Source organism: Anabaenopsis sp. FSS-46 (assembly GCF_029891665.1).
Classification (GTDB): domain Bacteria; phylum Cyanobacteriota; class Cyanobacteriia; order Cyanobacteriales; family Nostocaceae; genus Anabaenopsis; species Anabaenopsis arnoldii.
Map to the genome: position 1 here is coordinate 58,760 of NZ_JANQDG010000114.1, position 20,788 is coordinate 79,547.

Annotated in this window: 11 protein-coding genes and 2 pseudogenes; 5 read left to right on the forward strand and 8 right to left on the reverse strand. The window is 41.9% G+C overall.

From position 1 onward, the window contains the following. Positions 1–83: 83 nt before the first annotated feature. The 3 genes and pseudogenes from NWP21_RS14165 to NWP21_RS14175 form a co-directional block, all read left to right on the forward strand. Positions 84–767, forward strand: a pseudogene (locus NWP21_RS14165) (metallophosphoesterase); the annotation flags it as partial. Between the two features lie 579 nt (positions 768–1,346). Then, the gene (gene ltrA, locus NWP21_RS14170) at positions 1,347–3,143 is read left to right on the forward strand and encodes a group II intron reverse transcriptase/maturase (RefSeq protein ID WP_280793171.1); all 1,797 of its coding nucleotides are present in this window, start codon (positions 1,347–1,349) and stop codon (positions 3,141–3,143) included. Between the two features lie 15 nt (positions 3,144–3,158). Beyond that, positions 3,159–3,395: pseudogene (locus NWP21_RS14175) on the forward strand (metallophosphoesterase); the annotation flags it as partial. Between the two features lie 122 nt (positions 3,396–3,517). Here the strand turns inward: NWP21_RS14175 and pcrA are convergent. The 4 genes from pcrA to NWP21_RS14195 form a co-directional block, all read right to left on the reverse strand. Continuing rightward, positions 3,518–5,842, reverse strand: coding sequence for a DNA helicase PcrA (gene pcrA, locus NWP21_RS14180; protein WP_280793172.1), 2,325 nt, complete (start codon positions 5,840–5,842; stop codon positions 3,518–3,520). Positions 5,843–5,915: 73 nt separating this feature from the next. Then, on the reverse strand, positions 5,916–7,628 hold the full coding sequence (locus tag NWP21_RS14185; protein ID WP_280793173.1) for an ATP-binding protein: 1,713 nt from the start codon (positions 7,626–7,628) through the stop codon (positions 5,916–5,918). A gap of 510 nt (positions 7,629–8,138) precedes the next feature. Next, positions 8,139–9,401: a methionine adenosyltransferase gene (metK, locus tag NWP21_RS14190; RefSeq protein WP_280793174.1), complete on the reverse strand. Its 1,263-nt coding sequence runs from the start codon at positions 9,399–9,401 to the stop codon at positions 8,139–8,141. A gap of 369 nt (positions 9,402–9,770) precedes the next feature. Next, on the reverse strand, positions 9,771–10,775 hold the full coding sequence (locus NWP21_RS14195) for a phosphoribulokinase (protein WP_271732704.1): 1,005 nt from the start codon (positions 10,773–10,775) through the stop codon (positions 9,771–9,773). A gap of 983 nt (positions 10,776–11,758) precedes the next feature. Between NWP21_RS14195 and petH the strand changes: the two genes are divergently transcribed. Together petH and NWP21_RS14205 are read left to right on the forward strand one after the other, a co-directional pair. After that, positions 11,759–13,102: a ferredoxin--NADP reductase gene (gene petH / locus NWP21_RS14200; protein ID WP_280793175.1), complete on the forward strand. Its 1,344-nt coding sequence runs from the start codon at positions 11,759–11,761 to the stop codon at positions 13,100–13,102. 166 nt (positions 13,103–13,268) lie between these two features. After that, positions 13,269–14,555, forward strand: coding sequence for a homoserine dehydrogenase (locus NWP21_RS14205; RefSeq protein WP_271732707.1), 1,287 nt, complete (start codon positions 13,269–13,271; stop codon positions 14,553–14,555). 188 nt (positions 14,556–14,743) lie between these two features. On the opposite strand, the gene NWP21_RS14210 is transcribed toward NWP21_RS14205, so the two are convergent. The 4 genes from NWP21_RS14210 to NWP21_RS14225 form a co-directional block, all read right to left on the reverse strand. Continuing rightward, positions 14,744–15,181, reverse strand: a complete 438-nt coding sequence (locus tag NWP21_RS14210) for a CAAD domain-containing protein (RefSeq protein WP_271732709.1) — start codon at positions 15,179–15,181, stop codon at positions 14,744–14,746. 881 nt (positions 15,182–16,062) lie between these two features. Next, on the reverse strand, positions 16,063–16,521 hold the full coding sequence (locus NWP21_RS14215) for a pentapeptide repeat-containing protein (protein WP_280793176.1): 459 nt from the start codon (positions 16,519–16,521) through the stop codon (positions 16,063–16,065). A gap of 535 nt (positions 16,522–17,056) precedes the next feature. Beyond that, positions 17,057–19,474: a peptidoglycan DD-metalloendopeptidase family protein gene (locus NWP21_RS14220; RefSeq protein ID WP_280793177.1), complete on the reverse strand. Its 2,418-nt coding sequence runs from the start codon at positions 19,472–19,474 to the stop codon at positions 17,057–17,059. Positions 19,475–20,262: 788 nt separating this feature from the next. Beyond that, entirely contained in the window at positions 20,263–20,724 is a 462-nt protein-coding gene (locus NWP21_RS14225) for a tRNA (cytidine(34)-2'-O)-methyltransferase (protein ID WP_271732713.1), read from the reverse strand. Positions 20,725–20,788 lie beyond the last annotated feature (64 nt).

The window sequence follows — 20,788 nt, forward strand, 5'->3', positions numbered from 1 at the left end:
CTGCTGCTTGTGCCTTAATGTATCACTTCGTTGATCATGAGTTCTTCGGCTAAACTGACTAGATATTGAGTTTGGTAAGTTTTATGAACCTGAAACGCCGTCAATTCTTATTTTTAGGTACTCTTGGCACTATGGGGAAAGGACTTTTAGGCTGGACGCTCACTCGTCCCAATAGCCGAATTAATAATAATATGCCAAATTCAAGAGTATTAGCCACCACCCCACCCAAAAAGGACTTACTATTACGTTTTACCTCCGTTGCGGATACTGGGACTGGCGCTAGAGGTCAGTATAGCGTGGCTGGGGCAATGAATTATTATCACCAAGAAAATCCTTATGATTTAGTGGTTTTAGCTGGAGACAATATTTACAATGATGGCGAAATTGAAAAAATCGGTGCTGTTTTTGAACGTCCTTATGAAAAATTATTGACACAGAATGTAAAATTTCATGCTTGTTTAGGTAATCATGATATTCGCACTGAGAACGGCGACCCTCAAATCAAATATCCCGGCTTTAATATGCAGGGGCGTTATTACACATTTCGCCGCGATGCGGTGCAATTTTTTGCTTTAGATACCAACCGTAATGCTGACTGGGAAAATCAAGTTATTTGGTTAGAACAGGAATTAAGCCGCAGTGATGCACCTTGGAAAGTGGTATTTGGACATGATCCATTTTACTCATCGGGTCACTATGGAGTCAGTCAATCACTAATTAAACGCTTTACGCCTTTATTTAAAAAGTATAATGTGCAGCTTTACGTGTGATTCGTTCTCTCGAAATGAGCATTTATGCTCAGGGATGAGAGGTAAGGTCTGGTGAAAACCAGATTCTTATAACTATGTGTTCATGTGGGTGAGAATCCTACCCCCTAGGTGCAAGGGTGACAGCATCTTCCTTACGGTAGCGACTAGCCATCAATCCGCAAAGCAGGAGGAAAAGGCGTTCTTACTGGGAGCCTAACCTGGTACACGTCGAGCAAAGTACCCATGAGTAAAACGAAAGTTGAAGATGTGTTTGAAACGTCGTTAGCACAAACCAGCCAAATCAGGCTGACAGGCTGGAACCAAAAGGTAAAGGATAAGGAAACGGCTAATGTAATATAGACCGTTAAGCACTTCCGATAAACCCGGCGTATAGCATCACTCTAAAGGTACATAGAATGGACACATGGAACGAAGTAACCCCTTGTTGGCTCTTTTAGAAAGGTCGAATCTAAAAGTAGGTGCTAACCGGATGCTGCAAGTGGGGAAGATTGAGTCAGAAGCGAACGCTTAGGGTAATGCCTAAGATATGCTGACAGATTCACGGTGATATGGATGATAAAGTTGTAAGTAGGAATTATGTCTAAAACGAGTGTAAAGACTACGGTAGAATGGAACACGATTAACTGGAAACAGTTAGAACGTCGCGTTTACAAAATCCAAAAACGAATTTATCAAGCCTCAGCTCGTGGTGATGTCAAGGTTGTTCGTGGACTCCAAAAGGTGCTGATGAAATCCTGGTCAGCCAAAGCTTTGGCTACACGTAGGGTAACTCAAGACAACCAAGGAAGGAAAACCGCCGGGGTTGATGGGATAAAATCTCTAAAACCTAGCGAAAGACTGGAATTAGTTGGTGAGTTAAAACTAGGGTCTAAACCCAAACCAACCAGAAGAGTTTGGATAGACAAACCTGGAAAGGATGAAAAAAGACCCCTAGGAATACCCACAATGTATGATAGGGCATTACAAGCGCTTGTCAAACTAGCTTTAGAGCCAGAATGGGAAGCAAAGTTTGAACCTAATTCATACGGATTTAGACCAGGGCGCTCATGTCATGATGCCATACAAGCAATATTCTTGTCCATAAAAGTCAAACCCAAGTTTGTACTAGATGCTGATATTGCCAAGTGTTTTGACAAGATTAATCATCAAGCATTGTTAAAGAAACTGAACACCTACTCCAAACTACGCCGTCAAATAAGGGCATGGTTAAAAGCAGGTGTGGTTGATAGCAAAGTCCTATTTCCTACAGAAGAAGGCACACCACAAGGTGGTGTCATATCCCCTCTACTGGCAAATGTAGCCTTACACGGTATGGAGGAAATTCTCAAAGAATATGTCTCAAATATACCAGGTGGACGCAGAGAAAGAAAGGCTAATGCAATATCAATCATTAGATATGCAGATGATTTCGTCGTCTTGCATGAAAATTTGGCAGTAATTGAACAATGCAGAGAAATCTTAGTTAAATGGCTAAATGAAATGGGATTGGAATTAAAACCTAGTAAGACCAGATTGTCTCATACTCAGTATGAACATCAATCAGAGAGACCAGGATTTGATTTTCTTGGCTTCAATGTGAGGCAATACTCAGTTGGCAAATACAACTCAGGATTAAACACGAAGAAGGAAATACTAGGATTTAAAACCATCATTACCCCATCCAAGAAATCTGTTAAGAATCATTACGAAAAGATTTCTACTACCATTAAAAGAAATTTACCAACACCACAATTGGGATTGATAAGTAAACTTAATCCTATAATCAGGGGATGGTGTAACTACTACTCATCAGTAGTAAGTAAAGAAATCTTCAGTGGTATCTCTAACCAGGTCTACCAACGGTTGTTCAGATGGGCAAAGCGCCGACACAATAACAAAACCGACAAATGGATAACTAATAAGTATTGGCATACCATCGGAGGCAACAACTGGGAGTTTGCAGTAAAGATAGATGATAAGTTCATCAAACTGTATAGACACCCGGAGACTCCCATTGTACGTCATATCAAGGTTAAAGGCAACGCCTCACCATTTGATGGTAATTGGGTATATTGGAGTTCAAGAATGACAAACCATCCTGAAGCTAACAAAAGAGTATCGACTCTACTTAAAAAGCAAAAGGGTAAATGTCCAGAATGTGGGCATTACTTTAGGGACGGTGATGTAATGGAAGTAGACCACATCTTACCCATCTCCAAAGGTGGAAAAGATGAACATAAGAACCTACAATTATTACACAGACATTGCCATGACAAGAAGACAGCCAGTGATGGAAGTCTTGTAGGTATTCATGACAAGAACCATATCATTGAGGAGCCGTATGAAGCGAAAGTTTCACGTACGGTTTTGAAGACGAGTCGGTTGGGTGACTAACCGGCTTAGTATAATATCAATGGTCACGACCACCATTATGAGCGCACTGGTAATATTGATGGTACCACCTATTTAACTACTGGTAGTGGTGCTGGTGTTCGTCCTGTGGGGCGTTCTCAGTGGACAGAACATTCTGCCGAAAGATTGGCTTTTGCTGCTTATGAGGTGTATCGAGATAGAATTGAGGTGAGGGCGATGGGTGCTGATAAACGAATTTTTGATCAAGGTGTGATTCAGTTTAAGTCTGTTTAATCTCTGAGTATCTGGTGGCTAATACCCACCAAATAAATTAGCACTATCAAACTGAAAACGCCTTTCTTGCTTCAAGACCAACGTTCTTATAGCTCCTAGGAGGATTGACTTGGCTAAATCAGTCAGTCTACTCTTTGTAACTGGGCTAGGTGGGGGTCAACAATTTTCTGCCCCAAACTGGCGAATTTAATCGCTACGGATACCTTATTCCCTTGTCCGAAAATATGCGTAATTTTACCTATACCAAATGCTTTATGTAATACCTTATCGCCTACTTGCCAAGTTTGGGGTGTATAAGGCTTACCGCCGGCTTTAGCAGCAGTTTTGCTCTGGGTATGACGGCTTTGATGGTGAGTAGTTAATAATTCTTCTGGTAATTCATTGAGAAATTGCGATCGCATCGCCGGCTCACGAGAACCATATAAACGACGTTCGCGGGCGTATGATATATATAACCTTTCTTGGGCGCGAGTAATGCCAACATAACATAGGCGGCGTTCTTCTTCTAAAGCTGCTGGGTCGTTAATAGAACGGTAATTAGGAAATAATCCCTGTTCCAAGCCCACTAAAAACACCACGGGAAATTCTAACCCCTTAGAAGAGTGCAAGGTCATTAAAGATACCGCCTTTTGCCCTGCTTTTAAATTATCCAAATCAGAACTGAGGGCGCTACTTTGCAAAAAGGCTGTGAGGGAAACGTCCTCACTTTCTTCTTGAAATTGGAGTACGGCGTTATAAAGTTCCTGAACGTTTTGAATTCTATCTTCGGCCTCATCTGTGGCTTGGTTTTTCAGGTCTTGAGTATAACCAGACTGCTCTAGCAGTTCTTGTAAAAGTTGGGAAACTGAAACTGTTGCGGCTTTTTCCTTACAGTTGTTAATCATTTGAGCAAAGTTATTCACAGCTTTGGCAGACCTTCCCGCCAATGTATTAACTGATGTTTCATCACTGAGTATTTCCCACAGTGTTATCCCCAGTTCTTGAGAGGCGTTAACTAAGCTTTCAATGGTGGTTTTACCAATACCGCGGCGGGGAGTATTGATGATTCGCAGTAAACTAACTGTATCAGCAGGATTGGCGATCGCTCTGAGATAAGCTAAAATATCTTTAATTTCTTTGCGATCATAAAACTTCATTCCTCCCACAACAGTATAAGGAATTTGATTCCTGACTAAAAACTCTTCAAAAGGTCGTGATTGGGCATTAGTCCGATAAAGAATCGCAAAACTACCCCAGTCTAACTCAGGATTTTGCTGTTCTAAACCAAGAATTTGCTCAATGACAAACTGGGCTTCCTCAATTTCATTATCTGCTTTATGACAATAAATTTCCTCACCCCTTCCTCGGGTGGGTTTGAGGACTTTATCAATACGTTGAGTGTTATTCTCGATTAATTCATTAGCTGCTTGCAGAATATTCTCACAAGAGCGGTAATTTTCTTCCAGCTTCACCATGGAACGGGTATCATCATCAGCTAAACCATCACCGAAGTCTTGCTGAAATTCTAATAAAATAGTGAAGTCAGCCATTCTGAAGCTGTAAATAGACTGGTCTGCATCACCCACCACAAACACTGAGCGGTTTTGCCATTCCCATGCACTTTTGTTCTCTTCACCATTAGTCACTAACAAGCGAATCAAATCATACTGAGTGCGGTTAGTATCTTGATATTCATCTACCAGGATATGGCCAAACTTACCATGCCAGTAACCTAAAACCTGCTCGTTTTGCTGAAACAACCTTGTAGGGACGAGAATTAAATCATCAAAGTCGAGAGCGTTATTTTCTGCTAACTTATCTTGATAACAATTATAAACCTCGGCGATCACCCGCCCGCGATAATTGGGTTGTTGCTGCTCAAACTCCCGGGGTGAAAAGCCTTGATTTTTAGCGTTACTGATGGCATAGCGCACAGAGCGCGGGTCAAATTTCCTATCGTCTAAATTTAGCTGTTTGCTGACAATCTCCTTAACTAGACTTTGGACATCGGATTCATCAAAAATCGAAAAATTACGAGTCCAAATCCGTCCTTTTTCATCTTGGTATTTCTCAATATCAAACCGGAGAATCCGAGAAAATAAACTATGAAAAGTCCCACACCACAAGTCTTTAATGGTATTTTTATAGACTTGCGATCGCAACTGCATTTGCTGGTATTCTGTCAACACCTCAAATTTTTGGCCATGTTGTTTCATCGCCAAGTCTTGAGCAAATAGCGTTTGAATGCGTTCCTTCATCTCCCGCGCAGCTTTATTAGTAAAAGTAACCGCCAGGATATTCTCTGGATGAACACGGTGTTTGAGAATCAGGTTAGCAATGCGATATGTCAGCGCTCGTGTTTTACCCGAACCTGCACCAGCAACAACTAATAGCGGACCACAATAGTGTTCGACGGCTTGACGCTGACTGGAGTTAAGATGGCTAAGAAAATCAGTAGTTGTTGTCATAGCCGTGTAGGTAAATCATTGACTACTTGCATATTAGCAGAGTATGTGAGCCATAAGATTTTACCTACCTGCCTTAATCTTGCATAGTCAGTGGTAAGTGAACAGTGAAAGTAGATCCCACTCCGGACTGGCTTTTAACAAAAACCTCACCACCCATCATCTGGCAAAAGTGGTGGGTAATTGCTAAACCCAATCCCGTACCACCATACCTTTTTGTGGTTGATGTGTCCCCCTGTGTAAAAGGTTTAAATAATTGTTGCTGTTGAGTCTCAGACATCCCAATTCCTGTATCAGTGACGCTGAAAGTAATTATACTAAAAGGACTATCTGGGAGTACGTCTGTCTTTTCCCGTTTGACGTTTAAGGTTACCTTACCATTGGTGGTAAACTTAGCAGCATTACTGAGTAAGTTTAATAATACTTGCTTCATCCTCGTGCGATCTGCGTACATTGTACCCAGTTCCTGATCACAATGCACTTCTAGGATATTCTGATTTTTGTCCATAGCGGATTTAACTGTCAGAACCACATTATTGATCAGCGCCGCAATGTCGAATGTCTCTGGGTAGAGAGTCATTTTCCCTGCTTCAATTTTTGACAAGTCCAGGATGTCATTAATCAGTTCTAGGAGATGTCTACCAGCCAAATTAATGGTTTCTAAGTCAGTGATAAAATCTGGAGATAAATTTAAATCTGTGGCGTCATCTTCTAGCAGTTGACTCAAGCCAATCACGGCATTTAATGGGGTGCGTAATTCGTGGCTGACGTTGGCTAAAAATATGCTTTTGGCTCTACTTGCAGCTTCGGCTAATTCTTTAGCTTGTTCCAGTTCCTTTGTGCGTTCAGATACACGTTCAATTAATCGATTTAGGGACTTGGCTAATAAGCCAATTTCATCTTCAGTGGTGACGGGAGCGCGTAAATCAAAATTAGATTTTCTTGCCACTTGTTCAGCTACTTGAGTTACAGTAATTACCGGTTCAGCGATCGCGCGACTAGTACGCCAAGCAATAATGGCCGCAGTGACCACTGATACCAGCATACTCATAATCACAATAAACCTCTCAACTTTTTTAGCCTGCTCTACGTCTTGTTGCCTTGCTTGTTCTTGGTTTTCGGCAATTTTCAGGATATTAGTTAATCTTTGTGAGAGTTGGTCGAGCTGCATGGCTGTTTCACCAGCCATGATTTTTAATAATTGTTCTCGTGTAACTGCAATCTTTTGTGGTTCAGGGTCAATGTCCTGTAAGACAGTCTCTATTTCATTTAGGTATGATGTTAAGCTAAGACCATAGTCATGTAATAAAACTTGTAAGTTATAACTGTTTGCCGCTAATCTATCGGGCTTTCTGTCTATATATTGGGCAATATCCTGCTCTAAACTCTTAGCTGTCTTAACACTTTGCAAAAATTTGGTTTTTTTATTGAGTAATCGTTGTGAATTTTCCAAGACCGCCACTAAATTGGAGCTATAGAATTGTGCATCTAATACCGCATCCTTATAATTTGTAAGTAGTTGTCTTTGTTCTTGGGCTTGATTGAATTGTCTGATTTCTCTTCCTCTGTAGTAATTGGCAATTACTAATCCAGTAAGTGCGCCAAAAAAGCCAATTCCGATGGCTACAAAATAACCATAACCAATCTTTTGATGTATGCGCCAGGAACTGGCTTTGAGTTTCCCCGGTGAGGGAAATTCTATAGTTGGGAGTTCAGTCAAAGGCTCTTCTGCTGGCACTTTTTTGCTTTTGGAACTGCTATTAAGAGGAATTGGTTTTTGAGTTTGCATTGATCAAATCTCCTGAACCTCCCGCCAATATAACCCCATCAGCCTTGCTTTTAAGATCACATTTATTCATGATTAGCATTTGACATGATCTTTTGTCATAGAATAAGGAATTAATGACTAGATAATTATCAAGGATAAATTATTTTACGAAGATACAAAAATCCCTGATTAGTCCAGCTTCCTGACCACTATACCAGTTCTCACCTGAATCAGGTATACCTATAGATTGCCTGGTGTAACCATAGAACAGATATATACACAAAGTAGGGGGGTTTGTGGATGTCATGCTTAATGGTTGATCATATCTGTTAACCCGTCCCTAATGACCGCTGGGTACACAGATAATTACGTTATTTGTGGCAATATTAGGACTATTGGCTCTATGCCTCCTATATTAGCTCTAACTCTTAGAAATGCACAGAGTTAATCTAGGTTTTTTGATGGGGAACCTAGAAAACCCAGTCCCATTACTAGGGTTATATGGCTATCTTGACACTGTTGCTACAGTCTTTAGTGGACAGCAGCGGAAAGCGACTGCGTTACTAGCTGCTTCAACAATTCAGCTTTATCGGTGCGCTCCCAAGGCAAATCTAAATCATTCCGCCCAAAGTGACCGTAAGCTGCGATGTCCTGATAAAAACGTCCGCCTCGTTCACTTGGTAAGTTACGTAGATTGAAAGTATCGATAATCCCTGCTGGACGTAGTTCAAATTGGTCTTTGACTAATTCCAGTAAAGTTTGATCATCCACTTTCCCAGTACCGAAGGTTTCCAGAAAAATGCTCACTGGTCGCGCTACACCAATGGCATAACTTAGCTGAACTTCACACTTTTGAGCCAAACCAGCCGCGACAATATTCTTGGCCATATAGCGAGCAGCATAAGCAGCAGAACGGTCTACCTTTGTGGGGTCTTTACCGGAAAAAGCGCCGCCGCCATGACGGGAATAGCCACCGTAGGTATCAACAATAATTTTCCGTCCTGTCAGACCAGAGTCTCCTTGGGGTCCACCAATGACAAATTTGCCAGTGGGGTTGACTAAGAAACGTGTTTTGTGATCTGGCTTAATGTCAATGTCACCAAAAACAGGTTTTACTACTGCTGACCAGAGGTCCTGTTTAATTTTGGCTTGTATTGCCACTTCCTCGGTAATTTCATTGATAGCTTCTGTGTGCTGAGTCGAAATCAGAATAGTGTCAATACCTACCGGATATCCGTCTTCGTAGGCCACAGTCACTTGTGTTTTGCCGTCGGGGCGGAGGTATGGCAATTCACCTGTTTTGCGAACTACTGCCAGTCTGCGGGCAATCCGGTGAGCAAGACTTATGGGTAAGGGCATCAGTTCTGGTGTTTCGTTGCAGGCAAAACCGAACATTATACCTTGGTCACCCGCGCCAATTTGATCGAATAGTTGATCACTAGCCTGCTGGCGTGTTTCTTGGGCAGTATTAACACCTTGGGCGATGTCGGGTGATTGTTCATCTAAAGCTATGAGAACACTGGCGCTGCTCGCAGAAAAGCCATTAACAGCATCTATGTAGCCAATTTCGGCTATTTTCTTACGGGCAATGTTAACGTAATTCACATGGGCTTTACTAGTAATTTCACCAGTGATTAGCACCAAACCAGTATTAACTACTACCTCAGCCGCGACACGACTGCTGGGGTCTTCTGTCAGTAAGGTATCTAGGATAGTATCAGAAATCTGATCGCATATCTTATCTGGATGACCTTCGGTAACTGATTCGGAGGTAAATAAATAACGTCTAGACAAAGAGCATTCCTCCTGTTCCAATAGTTGTTACTGGCTAAATTTTGGTTATTTATTTAGTTCAGCAACTAATGTATGAAATCATAACAATATTTATGCACTCAGCAGTTAGTATTTGATTTATTTTTTTCAAATTACACATTGACGTTAAGTACTCTATGAGTACGATAAGATTTGCTTGGGTAGTCAGTAGTGATTAGTTATTGAGGGTACATACCCCCCACCCCATGGCTACCCTAGCCAAGCTATCTTAGGTGTCGTTAAGGAATAATCACTGCTACCACATAGCTGGTGAACTGAAATATTTTGCTGATACAAGAAAGGGGGAAACCCAGAAGTACCCCCGAAACCTCCGACACAGCTAAAGACGACTTAAACTTGAACTGCCAGTTTAGCTTCTTTTGCTGTTAACCGCTCGTAGACGCTACGCATTTTCAAACCTGCCAGCACTTGGAACAGCCCAGTTCCATTGTTGGAACCTGGATACTCACGGTGTTGGAGTAGCAAGTGAGTCATCTCACCTTGATATTTGGTGGATGTTTTACTCAGATGGGTTTCGATATAAATAACTTCATCAAGGTTGTCAAATTGACCGTCTATTTCTAATACAGAAACGTAACGTCCGTAGTAAACATCGGATCCATAGTATACTTGCATACCAGGATACGAGCAAGTGAGTTTCCGTCCGCAAGGTGTCCAGTTAATGGTTGAACCTTCATCAAACAAGTAGGTTGGTTCAAATCCTTCCTTGTCTTCACGTTGGAGCATACGTACCCGTAGGACTTTGCGCTCAGTATCATTTTTAATCAGGTTCGTGGGGAGTACTTGCAGCACCACATCAGCGAATTCTCTTTGTGGCTCGATGAATTTTTCAAAATCGGGTTTACGAGAATTGATTTGAGCTAAAACGTCTTCGTAGCGATGTCCCCTTTCTGCCATATCCCGCTGGATTTTCCAGGCAATTTTGACTTCATCACTAATATCGAAATAGACGCTGAAATCAAGTAGCGATCGCACGCGCTCGTCATATAAAGGATGTAGTCCTTCCACAACTATGATGTGATTGGGCTCGACGCGCTCGGGTGGATCGATCATACCGGTTTCGTGGTTATAAATCGGCTTATTAATCACTTGACCTTCTTTGAGCGCTTTGATTTGCTCATACATCAGGTCAAAATTGTTGGCTCTGGGGTCAAGTGCAGTTATCCCAGTTTCTTTACGCTGTTTGCGATCTAGGGAATGATAGTCATCTAGACAGATAACTGTCATGAACTCTTCACCAAATAAATCTATTAAACGACGCAAAAAGGTAGATTTACCGCATCCTGAGTCTCCCGCTACTCCAATCAATACCACGCGTTCGGGTTTAGTTGTCATAAATTTCCTCTAAATACTAAATGTGTCAATCAATATTTTTTCACACAGAAGATTTTGAAACCAGGAGTTGACGCCATTAGTTGATCCTGTGTTCTTGCTACTCCACAGGCATATGAAATATTGAGACGGACATACAACCAAGTTATAGTTGTATTTCATCCGGCTAATATTTAATTACCTGACGGGTAAGTATTTAATCCTAGTGGTGTCCTTGATCTTAACAGAAGTGGGTATTCCACCACAATATTTGCTGTGGGAAAGAATCTCCTGCTTTACAAGCATCCTCATGATTTAGTTATTCATTTTAAATGACCAGGGATCATTCTTAAAACCGTTGTGTGAAAGTTTTACACTTATATTTATTTGGCTTTTAAGGTATAATTTATTTAAGGTGACAATTTTTCCTCTAAATAATAAAATTAGAATTAGCCGCCGGTGATATAATGGATTTTGCAAGAAGGATCACCAGAGACGTGTTAAAAAATCCTAGTACCGAGCAATGCCGGGAACGGAAATACAGTGAACGTTAATGCCTTGATATAGGCTTGAACAAATGCTTGTGCAGGTAAATCTGGAGAGGGTTTTAGGGCAGAGATAACTGCAAACTAGACAAACCCTGATGTGGCAAGAATCTGCCGCTAAAATTGCCTTTATAGCGGTGAGAGTGTCAAAAGTCATTGTATCTTAGCCCTTGGGCGGTGAAAAGCTATCTCCCTCACAGGGGTAGTATTTCACGAAAAAAAAGATTAAATTGACTCAATATTAACATTATGCCCAAAATTTCTCCTATACCTTAGAAGGTGAACAGGTGTGTTTTTTGCTATCCCTGTATGTCTTTGGTGAGTGATCCTAGTAAGGCATTAGCTGATGATGCCGCTTTCCCAAGGCGTCAGTTTTAGTAACCGAAAATCCGATAAACTAAAACTGGCAAAAGGAAAGAATTTTTGAGAAACGGTTAAGTAAAAATCGGAGTGTGAGAAAGAATGTACAATCAAGGTGCTGTTGAGGGTGCTGCCAATAGAGAATTAGGTAGCCGCGTCTTCGTTTACGAAGTGGTGGGTCTGCGCCAAAACGAAGAAAGTGATCAAACAAACTACCCAATTCGCAAAAGTGGCAGTGTGTTCATCAGAGTACCTTACAACCGCATGAATCAAGAAATGCGACGGATCACTCGCCTAGGCGGCAAAATTGTTAGTATCCAATGTGTAAGTGCTCTAGAACAACTGAATGGTAAAGGCTCTCATAAAAGTGCTGAAAACAACCAAGAGTCTGTAGTTACGTCTGAAACATCTGCTAACAGTGAGGGAAATGGTAAAGCCACACCTGTGAATGCAAATAGTGAAGTCAAGGGCTTTGCTAAACCACCAGCTGAAGAACAGCATAAGAAGAAGGACAAGAAAGGTAACACCATGACTCAAGCAAAAGCCAAAAAAGGTGCTGACGTTCCTGTGAACACTTATCGTCCTAATGCCCCATTTGTTGGTAAGTGTATATCTAATGAGCCGCTGGTTAAAGAGGGCGGTATTGGTATTGTTCAGCACCTGAAGTTTGACCTGACTGGCAGTGATTTAAAATACGTAGAAGGGCAAAGCATTGGCATTATTCCCCCGGGTGTAGATAAGAACGGCAAGCCTGAAAAACTCAGATTGTATTCCATTGCTTCCACCCGTCATGGTGATGATGTGGATGATCAAACAGTGTCGCTATGTGTCCGTCAGTTAGAGTACAAGCACCCGGAAACCGGGGAAACAGTCTATGGTGTTTGCTCTACTCATCTGTGTTTCTTGGAACCCGGCGCAGAAGTGAAAATCACTGGACCGGTGGGTAAGGAAATGTTGTTACCTGATGATCCTGACGCTAAAGTCATTATGATGGCAACGGGAACAGGTATTGCTCCTATGCGGGCTTACCTATGGCGGATGTTTAAGGATGCAGAAAAAGCTGCTAACCCAGAATACCAGTTCCAAGGATTCTCTTGGCTGATATTTGGTGTGCCCACCAGTGCGAACATCTTATATAAAGAAGAACTCGAGGAAATGCAGGAGAAATATCCTGATAACTTCCGCCTGACCTATGCCATTAGCCGGGAACAGAAAAATGCCCAAGGCGGTAGGATGTATATCCAAGACCGTGTGGCAGAACACGCAGATGAACTGTGGCAATTGATTAAAGAAGAAAAAACTCACACTTACATCTGCGGTTTACGTGGTATGGAAGGTGGTATTGATGAAGCCCTGACAGCTGCGGCGGCTAAGGAAGGAGTAGTTTGGAAGGATTACCAAAAGGAACTCAAAAAGGCTCATCGTTGGCACGTGGAAACTTACTAAGTTAAGTCCATAGTCATGACTCATTAGACTGAGGCGACTAACAAAGGATAAAAGGACAGTCAGTAGGGTGGGTGAATAACCCACCCTAAAATTGTTTTATTGGATAGCTGAGAACAGATTTCTCGGTGCTGGATTCACACGAAGCAGAAAATAGGGTGCAAAATTTGTGGCCGTGAAACTAGGAATATTAGGATTGGGCACTGTCGCCACAGGTACAGTGCAATTACTGCAAGATGTGGTGGGACGTAACCCGTTATTGCAGGAAATAGAAATATATCGCGTGGGAGTGCGATCGCTCGACAAAATTCGGGAGGTAGAATTACCATCCCATGTGTTAACTACAGATTTAGAAGCCATTGTTAACGATCCGGCTGTGGATATAGTGGTTGAGTTAATCGGTGGACTAGAACCAGCGCGATCGCTGATGCTCACAGCTTTAAAGAATGGTAAACAGGTTGTCACTGCGAATAAAGCCGCCATTGCGCGTTTTGGGTCAGAAATTTTTACAACTGCCAACCAATCGGGGGTATATGTGATGTTAGAAGCTGCTGTGGGGGGCGGCATCCCAGTGATTCAACCTCTAAAGCAGTCCTTAAGTGTTAACCGTATTAATACTGTCACTGGTATTATTAATGGTACAACTAACTACATCCTTACCCGGATGCAAACGGAAGGTAGCAACTTCAGCGATGTCTTAGCCGATGCCCAAAGATTAGGTTACGCAGAAGCTGACCCCACCGCTGATGTGGACGGTTTAGACGCAGCAGATAAAATTGCCATTCTCGCATCATTAGGCTTTGGTGGACGCATCAACCTCGAAGATGTCTATTGTGAAGGCATTAGGCAAGTCACCAAGACAGATATTACCTACGCCGAAAAATTGGGATTTGTGATTAAATTATTAGCGATCGCTAAACAATACACAGACTCATCTCCTCTGTCTGTCAGAGTTCATCCCACCTTAGTACCCAAAACACATCCATTAGCCAGTATTAACGGTGTTTATAATGCGATTCTTGTAGAAGGAGAACCAATTGGGCAGGTAATGTTTTTTGGTCCTGGTGCTGGTGCGGGTGCCACGGCTAGTGCTGTGACCTCAGATATCTTGAATTTAGTTGCTGTCCTCAAAACCAGTACAACCAAGCCAAATCCACTATTAAGCTGTGGACACCAAGATTATTGTCAAATTGCCCCCATAACAGAACTAGTGACGCGATTTTATGCGCGTTTCCTGACCAAAGACCAACCTGGAGTGATTGGAAAATTGGGTACTTGCTTTGGCAATTATAGCGTTAGCTTAGAGTCAGTAGTGCAAACGGGCTTTCAGGGAGGACTCGCAGAAATTGTTGTTGTCACCCACGATGTCCGAGAAGGAGATTTTCGGCAAGCCTTGGCAGAAATTGAGAATTTAGAGGCCATTGATAGTATTCCCAGCTTACTGCGAGTGCTGTAACAGGAGACAAGTGGACATTTAATCGAGATATTGCCAATATCACTAGGAACACCTAGATAACTAGATAATATTAAGCAAGATTAGACCCTAAGCAAACCCGAGTAGTAATGTCGAGCCGATATCTTGCCAACTAGTTACCATCCCCCAGATCCTTGACAACGGACTGGGGGAATTGCCACCAGGATTAATTAACCTTCCGGGCTATTTTTGCCGACAACTTGCGATTTTAGAGTGGTGATTTCACTAGTTAGCTCTTTCCGGGTCGAGGCTTTGAGCAAATAGCGATAAACGAACCAAGCCGAGTAGCCAATACCAATCAATTCAAAAGTCGGTGCTACTAAAGGAATATCATTCAAAGAGTCTAATATTGCCAAAAGTACCTTAACCGAAACAATTGCTGCGACAATTAAACCAACACTAACCAAGGGCTGCTTATATTGATTAAAGAAGCTTCCCAAGTACTCGGGCAGTGTTGCTAAAAAACCAGAGATTTGTTCACCGTATTTTTGCCATTGCTCTTGAGATTGCATAGGAGGCTGGAGTTTAGTAATGCTTCCTGTTTGGTTATTAATATCTGGCACTGCTGCCTCTTGAGATTTGGTTTCTGGGTATTCCGGTTCTTGCATTTTCACTCCTATAGATTGAACAGTTGAGTTTATCTAATCCGGACAATGACAACCAAAAGGCTGTTGATTAGGCAATGCACGAGGGCATCAGTACAATTGGTTTGGATCCACAAAAGCTTTGAGTGTCCTATAACCATAATTGCCTCATCAGCTCTACTGCATCAACTACAAGGTAGACAGTCAGCATGGAGATAGAAGTCAGAAAGCGGCAATAGCTCTTAAAATCGGCTTTCTGGGTTCTAGATTTTGTAAATCAGTTGGAATCGTCAGGTTGTGATTATCCCATACCATAGCAGGTGAGCTATTTCAACGTTAAGGCACGAAGATGCCTATCTTGAGAGCCGGGTTCTGACAATCAAATCATGCCAAAATCAGACTACCTCACATTTATACAAGTTTAAAGGCTGATTTCAACTGATATTCAAGCTATCTTAAGCCGCCTTCGTGAATTAACTCATTGAAAATTCATCTTAATATGTAATAAAAATTTTTATGTCTTTAAATACACTTGACACAAAATATATTTTATGGTAGTTATATTGCGGTTATTACTAGTCAGAATCATACCAAAGAATATATAGCCTTTTTCAGGCTCATGAAGTACACACCAATTCCCTATTCCCTATTCCCTATTCCCTATTCCCTATTCCCTGGTCCCTCAAACTAAAAAAAATTGTACCTCACGAGCATAGTAAATGCTAAATAATACCACAGATATTAATATCTGACTATATTTTTGTTATTCAAACTGAATACTGTTGATACTGCGGAGTACCAATTAAGCGCAATTAGTAAAGGCGCTTTCAGTGCGCCTAAGAAAGTTCTTTTATGGACTCTTGAGAAGGCCTCCTATCTTTAGACAGGAGAAGCTTAAAGAGGTGCTAATCCCAGTCGGGGAAAATATCTGCCGCATCTCCACCAATACCGATGCCAGTATGATAAATTTCTGCACCAGTGATTACCATGTCATCCATGGATGCACCATAGACATTAGAGTCATAAATCTGAGCGCGAGTCAGGTTTGCTCCGTTGAGATTAGCTTTCTTGAAATTAACGTTGGTTAGCAAAGCGGAAGTTAAATTTGCACCCTTCAAATTAGCATTAGTTAAATCTGCGCCTTCAAGATTGACTCCTTCGAGGTTAGCGCCGGAGAGATTTGCACCTCGTAAATCAGCACCAATTAAATGAGCACCTCTGAGGTTAACTCCCGATAAATCGCACTCAACACATTCTCTTGTTAAATTTAGCCTTTGTAAATCCTGGTAATTACCAGCGTTAACTCTGCTAATTATAATTAGGGGAGTTGCTAAGGCCAGAACCGCGAATAGCTGGGTTTTCATATGTTTTCCCCCTCATCCTTCCACTAAATCCGTTCTTTTCCTCACGTTCTTATTATCTCACTAAATTGTCGAAAATTTTGATTTTCATACACAAGTTGATAGTGAGCTTATATAAATGGTTTGGTGATGTGAGACCTAGTGTTAACTAGGTTTTTGGGCGATTACTTAGCCATCAAATCTACTGATTTGGATGATTAAGGTAATGTTAAATATTGTGAATAAGCTGTATTATTTTGTATAGTTTCACAGGGAGTATTAATCTGTCGTTGAATACTAGGAAAATGACAGTGTATACAATGAAAAAACAGTATTATAAAGCACTATAAAATCCCTTATATACTAATTTACGAGGATAGAAAGCAAAAGAGGGAGTTTAGCTCCCTCAAGAAATCAGATAATTATTTATAGCCTTTTTCAGGCTCATGAAGTACACACCAATTCCCTATTCCCCATTCCCTGTTCCCTGTTCCCTCAAACTAAAAAAAATTGTACCTCACGAGCATGGTAAATGCTATATTTCAACCGGGGTCAGGAATTATAAACGTTCCTTTGGTAAGAAGGCAATAGGATCGATTGCTCCCTTACCGGAAGGGTGGATTTCAAAATGAGTGTGTGGACCGGTGCTGAAACCAGTGCTACCCATTTCAGCAATTTGTTGTCCTTTAGTCACTTGTTGACCGACGCGTACCAAAGTCCGGTTATTGTGAGCATAGCGAGTCAAGCTACCATCGGAGTGGCGAATATCGACAAGGATGCCGAAACCACCTCGGTTCCAGCCAGATGTTTCCACCACACCATCAGCAGCCGCGTAAATTGGGGTACCAGTGGCGTTAGCAATATCAATACCCCTGTGCATTCTTCCCCAGCGTCTACCATACCCGGAGGTAAGCACACCTCGTGCCGGCCACATGTAGGTTGTTGAAGTTGTCGAAAGGGGAGGGGTAGTGGCGTCAATAGGTTGGGGTAGGTATTGGTCCACTGCGGCCAAAGGTGGTAACTGTGGCTGTAATTGTGGAGTCACTATGGTTCCCCTGCGGTTTCCTAAACTGTCAGAGATATCAGTACCAGTGGGAAATGTTGTTGATTTTTGGTCAGATGAAGTGAACGTACCAGAAAACTCGGGATTAATTGCCTGGTTACCACGAGTACGGTTTTGGGAATTAGCAGATTGAATACCATAGGATGGAACAGAAATGGGAATTGAACTATTCTGTCCTCCTGTAGTGGGGCTAGAAGGGGCGGTATGACCGCGTGTAACAACAGGAATAGGTATGGCTGCTTTTTCTGGTTCTGTAGCCACTAGGGTATTGGCGTTCCCAGACTTTTGATTGCGGTATTGCTGGCGTAATCTCTCGATGTCAGCTTCTAGGCTATTGGTTTGAGCCTGAGGAATGGTTGTGGGAGCTTTTTCCGGTTCTGTAGCCACTAGGGTATTGGCGTTCCCAGACCTTTGATTGCGGTATTTTTCCCTTAATCTCTCGATCTCGGCTTCTAGGCTATTGGTTTGACCCTGAGAAACAGGTATGGGAGCTTTTTCCGGTTCTGTAGCCACTAGGGTATCGGCATTCCCTGTCTTTTGATTGCGGTATCTTTCCCTTAATCTCTCGATGTCCGCATGTAAGCCACGGAGACCTTGATGATCTGTTGTGCTGGCCCCTTCCTCAGAGGACTTTTGAGCCTGCTGCGTTTGCTCGGAGATGGTTGGTATGGGTATATCGCCACCTAATCCCTCGTCATTAATACTAGTAGATTCCGTATCTGTATATACTTTTTGCTGCTGATTGGCAATTACTGGTATGGGTATACTAACACTCTCGTTATTGGTATATACTGGTAACTGTGATGAAGCAACAGGTAGACTAGGGTAGATACTGGGGATGGTGACAGGGGATTTGGCTGGCTGGGGCGCAGTACTAGAATAGATACTATTGGAGTTAAGTACAGTTGGTACCTGAATGGCTCTAAAGCTCTTAATCTCAGAGGCGGGAATAGTCAGCCTTTGGCTAATTTTGAGATCGTCTGGATTGATCAGATTATTTGCCTGGACTAGTTCTGAAATGGAAATATTGTACCTAGTGGCGATCGCAGCTAATGTATCTCCAGGTTTAACTTCGTAATTTCTATGACCCGACAAGGCTGGAATTTGCCGGGGTTTTGTTAACCCTTGCGAGTTCGACTTATTTGTTTCTGGTCTTTGTGTAAACTCGGATAATAAATCTTTGTTATTGTCATTATTGACAGTGGATAACTCTTCTACGTTTGCTATCCCTTTCGGCTGTGTGGAACCTCTGTCAGTTTTTGATAAATTTTTTGTCTCCTCAGACCGCAACTCCGCCAGACTCTTTCTTAAACGGTTCGATTTTTCTTGTAAGCGATTTAGGGCAAATTCTTGCTGCGCCTTGAGTTGAGCATTATTTTCATCACTGGTATCTGTGTTTTCCAGTACTTGTAGTTGTGGTTCCCCTGTGAGGTTCGCTGTCTCCGTTGATAATTCCTGTGCTGCTGGGGATTGTGACTTCCAGGATGTAGAAACAGGAACCAGATCAGACATTTCGCTCTCGGTAACTTGCAATCTAGCTTCCAGTCCAGGTAACTGTGAAATCGCTGTTGGTTCGAGGATGATAGAATTTTTGGGGATCCTTGCTGAGAAGACTGTTTGGATCTCCGGCTTTATGGAAGCAAATTTGACTGTGGTGTCAGACGCAGCAGGAATTATTGAAGTTACTTTTTGTCCACCCACAGAAGCTGCTGCGTGGGCTTCATCGCTTTGTCGAGTCACCAAAAGGCTGGTTGCTCCCATTGAGATGGCCAAACCAATCATGGCCGCTTGTTTACCTACCCGGCGGTTAACCTTGGGATGAACTAAAGTAGTATTTAGGTTTTCTATGTTTTCCACTGGGGTATCATCACTGCTGGGGGTATTTTTCAGCACAGCCTCTTCTCTTTTTTTCAATGCTCGTTTCAAAGACGACCTCCTATTATCACTAGTGCTTAACTGATATCGATTTTTCAGTCGGATACTAGTCAATGGTTTAGATCACATCGAAATGATAGATCAAGATCAACCTCACCAGAGATACTTACGCAAGATTAACTTGCTTCTCTGATTTAGACAAGTTCACACATGGAACCGAAAACTTTAAAGTTGCTGTGCTCACTTGTCCAGTTTATTTCTACACACCATAGAACTTTTGCTTTTGACCGTTGTCTTTACTGCTTGTGTGACCCTTGCTAGGAGTTAGTGAAGAATATTTATTATATGTTCACCCTGCCAATTGTGGACTTGAGCAATATAGAGGCTCGGACTTTTGGAAAAGCTATGCCCTATGTTCTAGATATATTCAAGGTTTTTCTACTCGATCCGCCTTATCAATAGGAGACTTTACGTTAATTTGTCCCTAAAAATCAACCGTACACACTTCTAACTACTTTTCTAATCCTCGCAATTACTTATCCCACATAAATGTCTCAAATCAATAAAACATAAAGGGTTTGAGCTTCTTTGAGATCCTCCTCATGCTGCCTGTGTCTTCATCAAAATCTATAATATAAGTTCCGTAGACTCGCGAATTCAATATACAAATTTCTTATATAACTATGTTAATTTTGGTGAGTATTTATTACTAAGACTATCCTGAAGAGATTTTTGTATAAAATTTAACTATATTTTCTCTTCCCAGAGTGTGTTTGGCGGGGATAAATTACACTCTGAGATCAAGATTTGCGATCGCATCAGGATTGTCAGAGTAAATAGCCCAACTGACGATGAGCTTCAAACAAACTGACTGCGACACTGACGGAAAGATTCAGGCTGCGAACATGAGGCTCTGACATTGGAATATACAGTTTCGCATCGCAATCTGACAGCACTGTGGATGGTAACCCTGTGGTTTCGCTACCAAAAAGCAACCAATCATCGGCTTGAAATTGAAAGCTGGCATAATTAAAATTACCTCGCACAGTGAAGCCTAAGCATCTGCCTCCACGTTGTCGATGTGTGGATTGAAAGGCTGCTAGGGATTCGTGATAGTGTAGTTTGACATAAGGCCAATAGTCTAAACCAGCTCTTTTGAGGTAGCGATCGCTAATTTCAAACCCTAAAGGAGCCACTAAATGTAATTCCGTACCCGTGGCGGCACAAGTACGGGCAATGTTACCTGTATTTGGTGGTATTTGCGGATAAACTAAAACTATCTGGGGCATTGTCTGTAAACTATTTTTTGTATAACTCTATACTGAAATCCTTATAAGTCTATCATTAGATAGA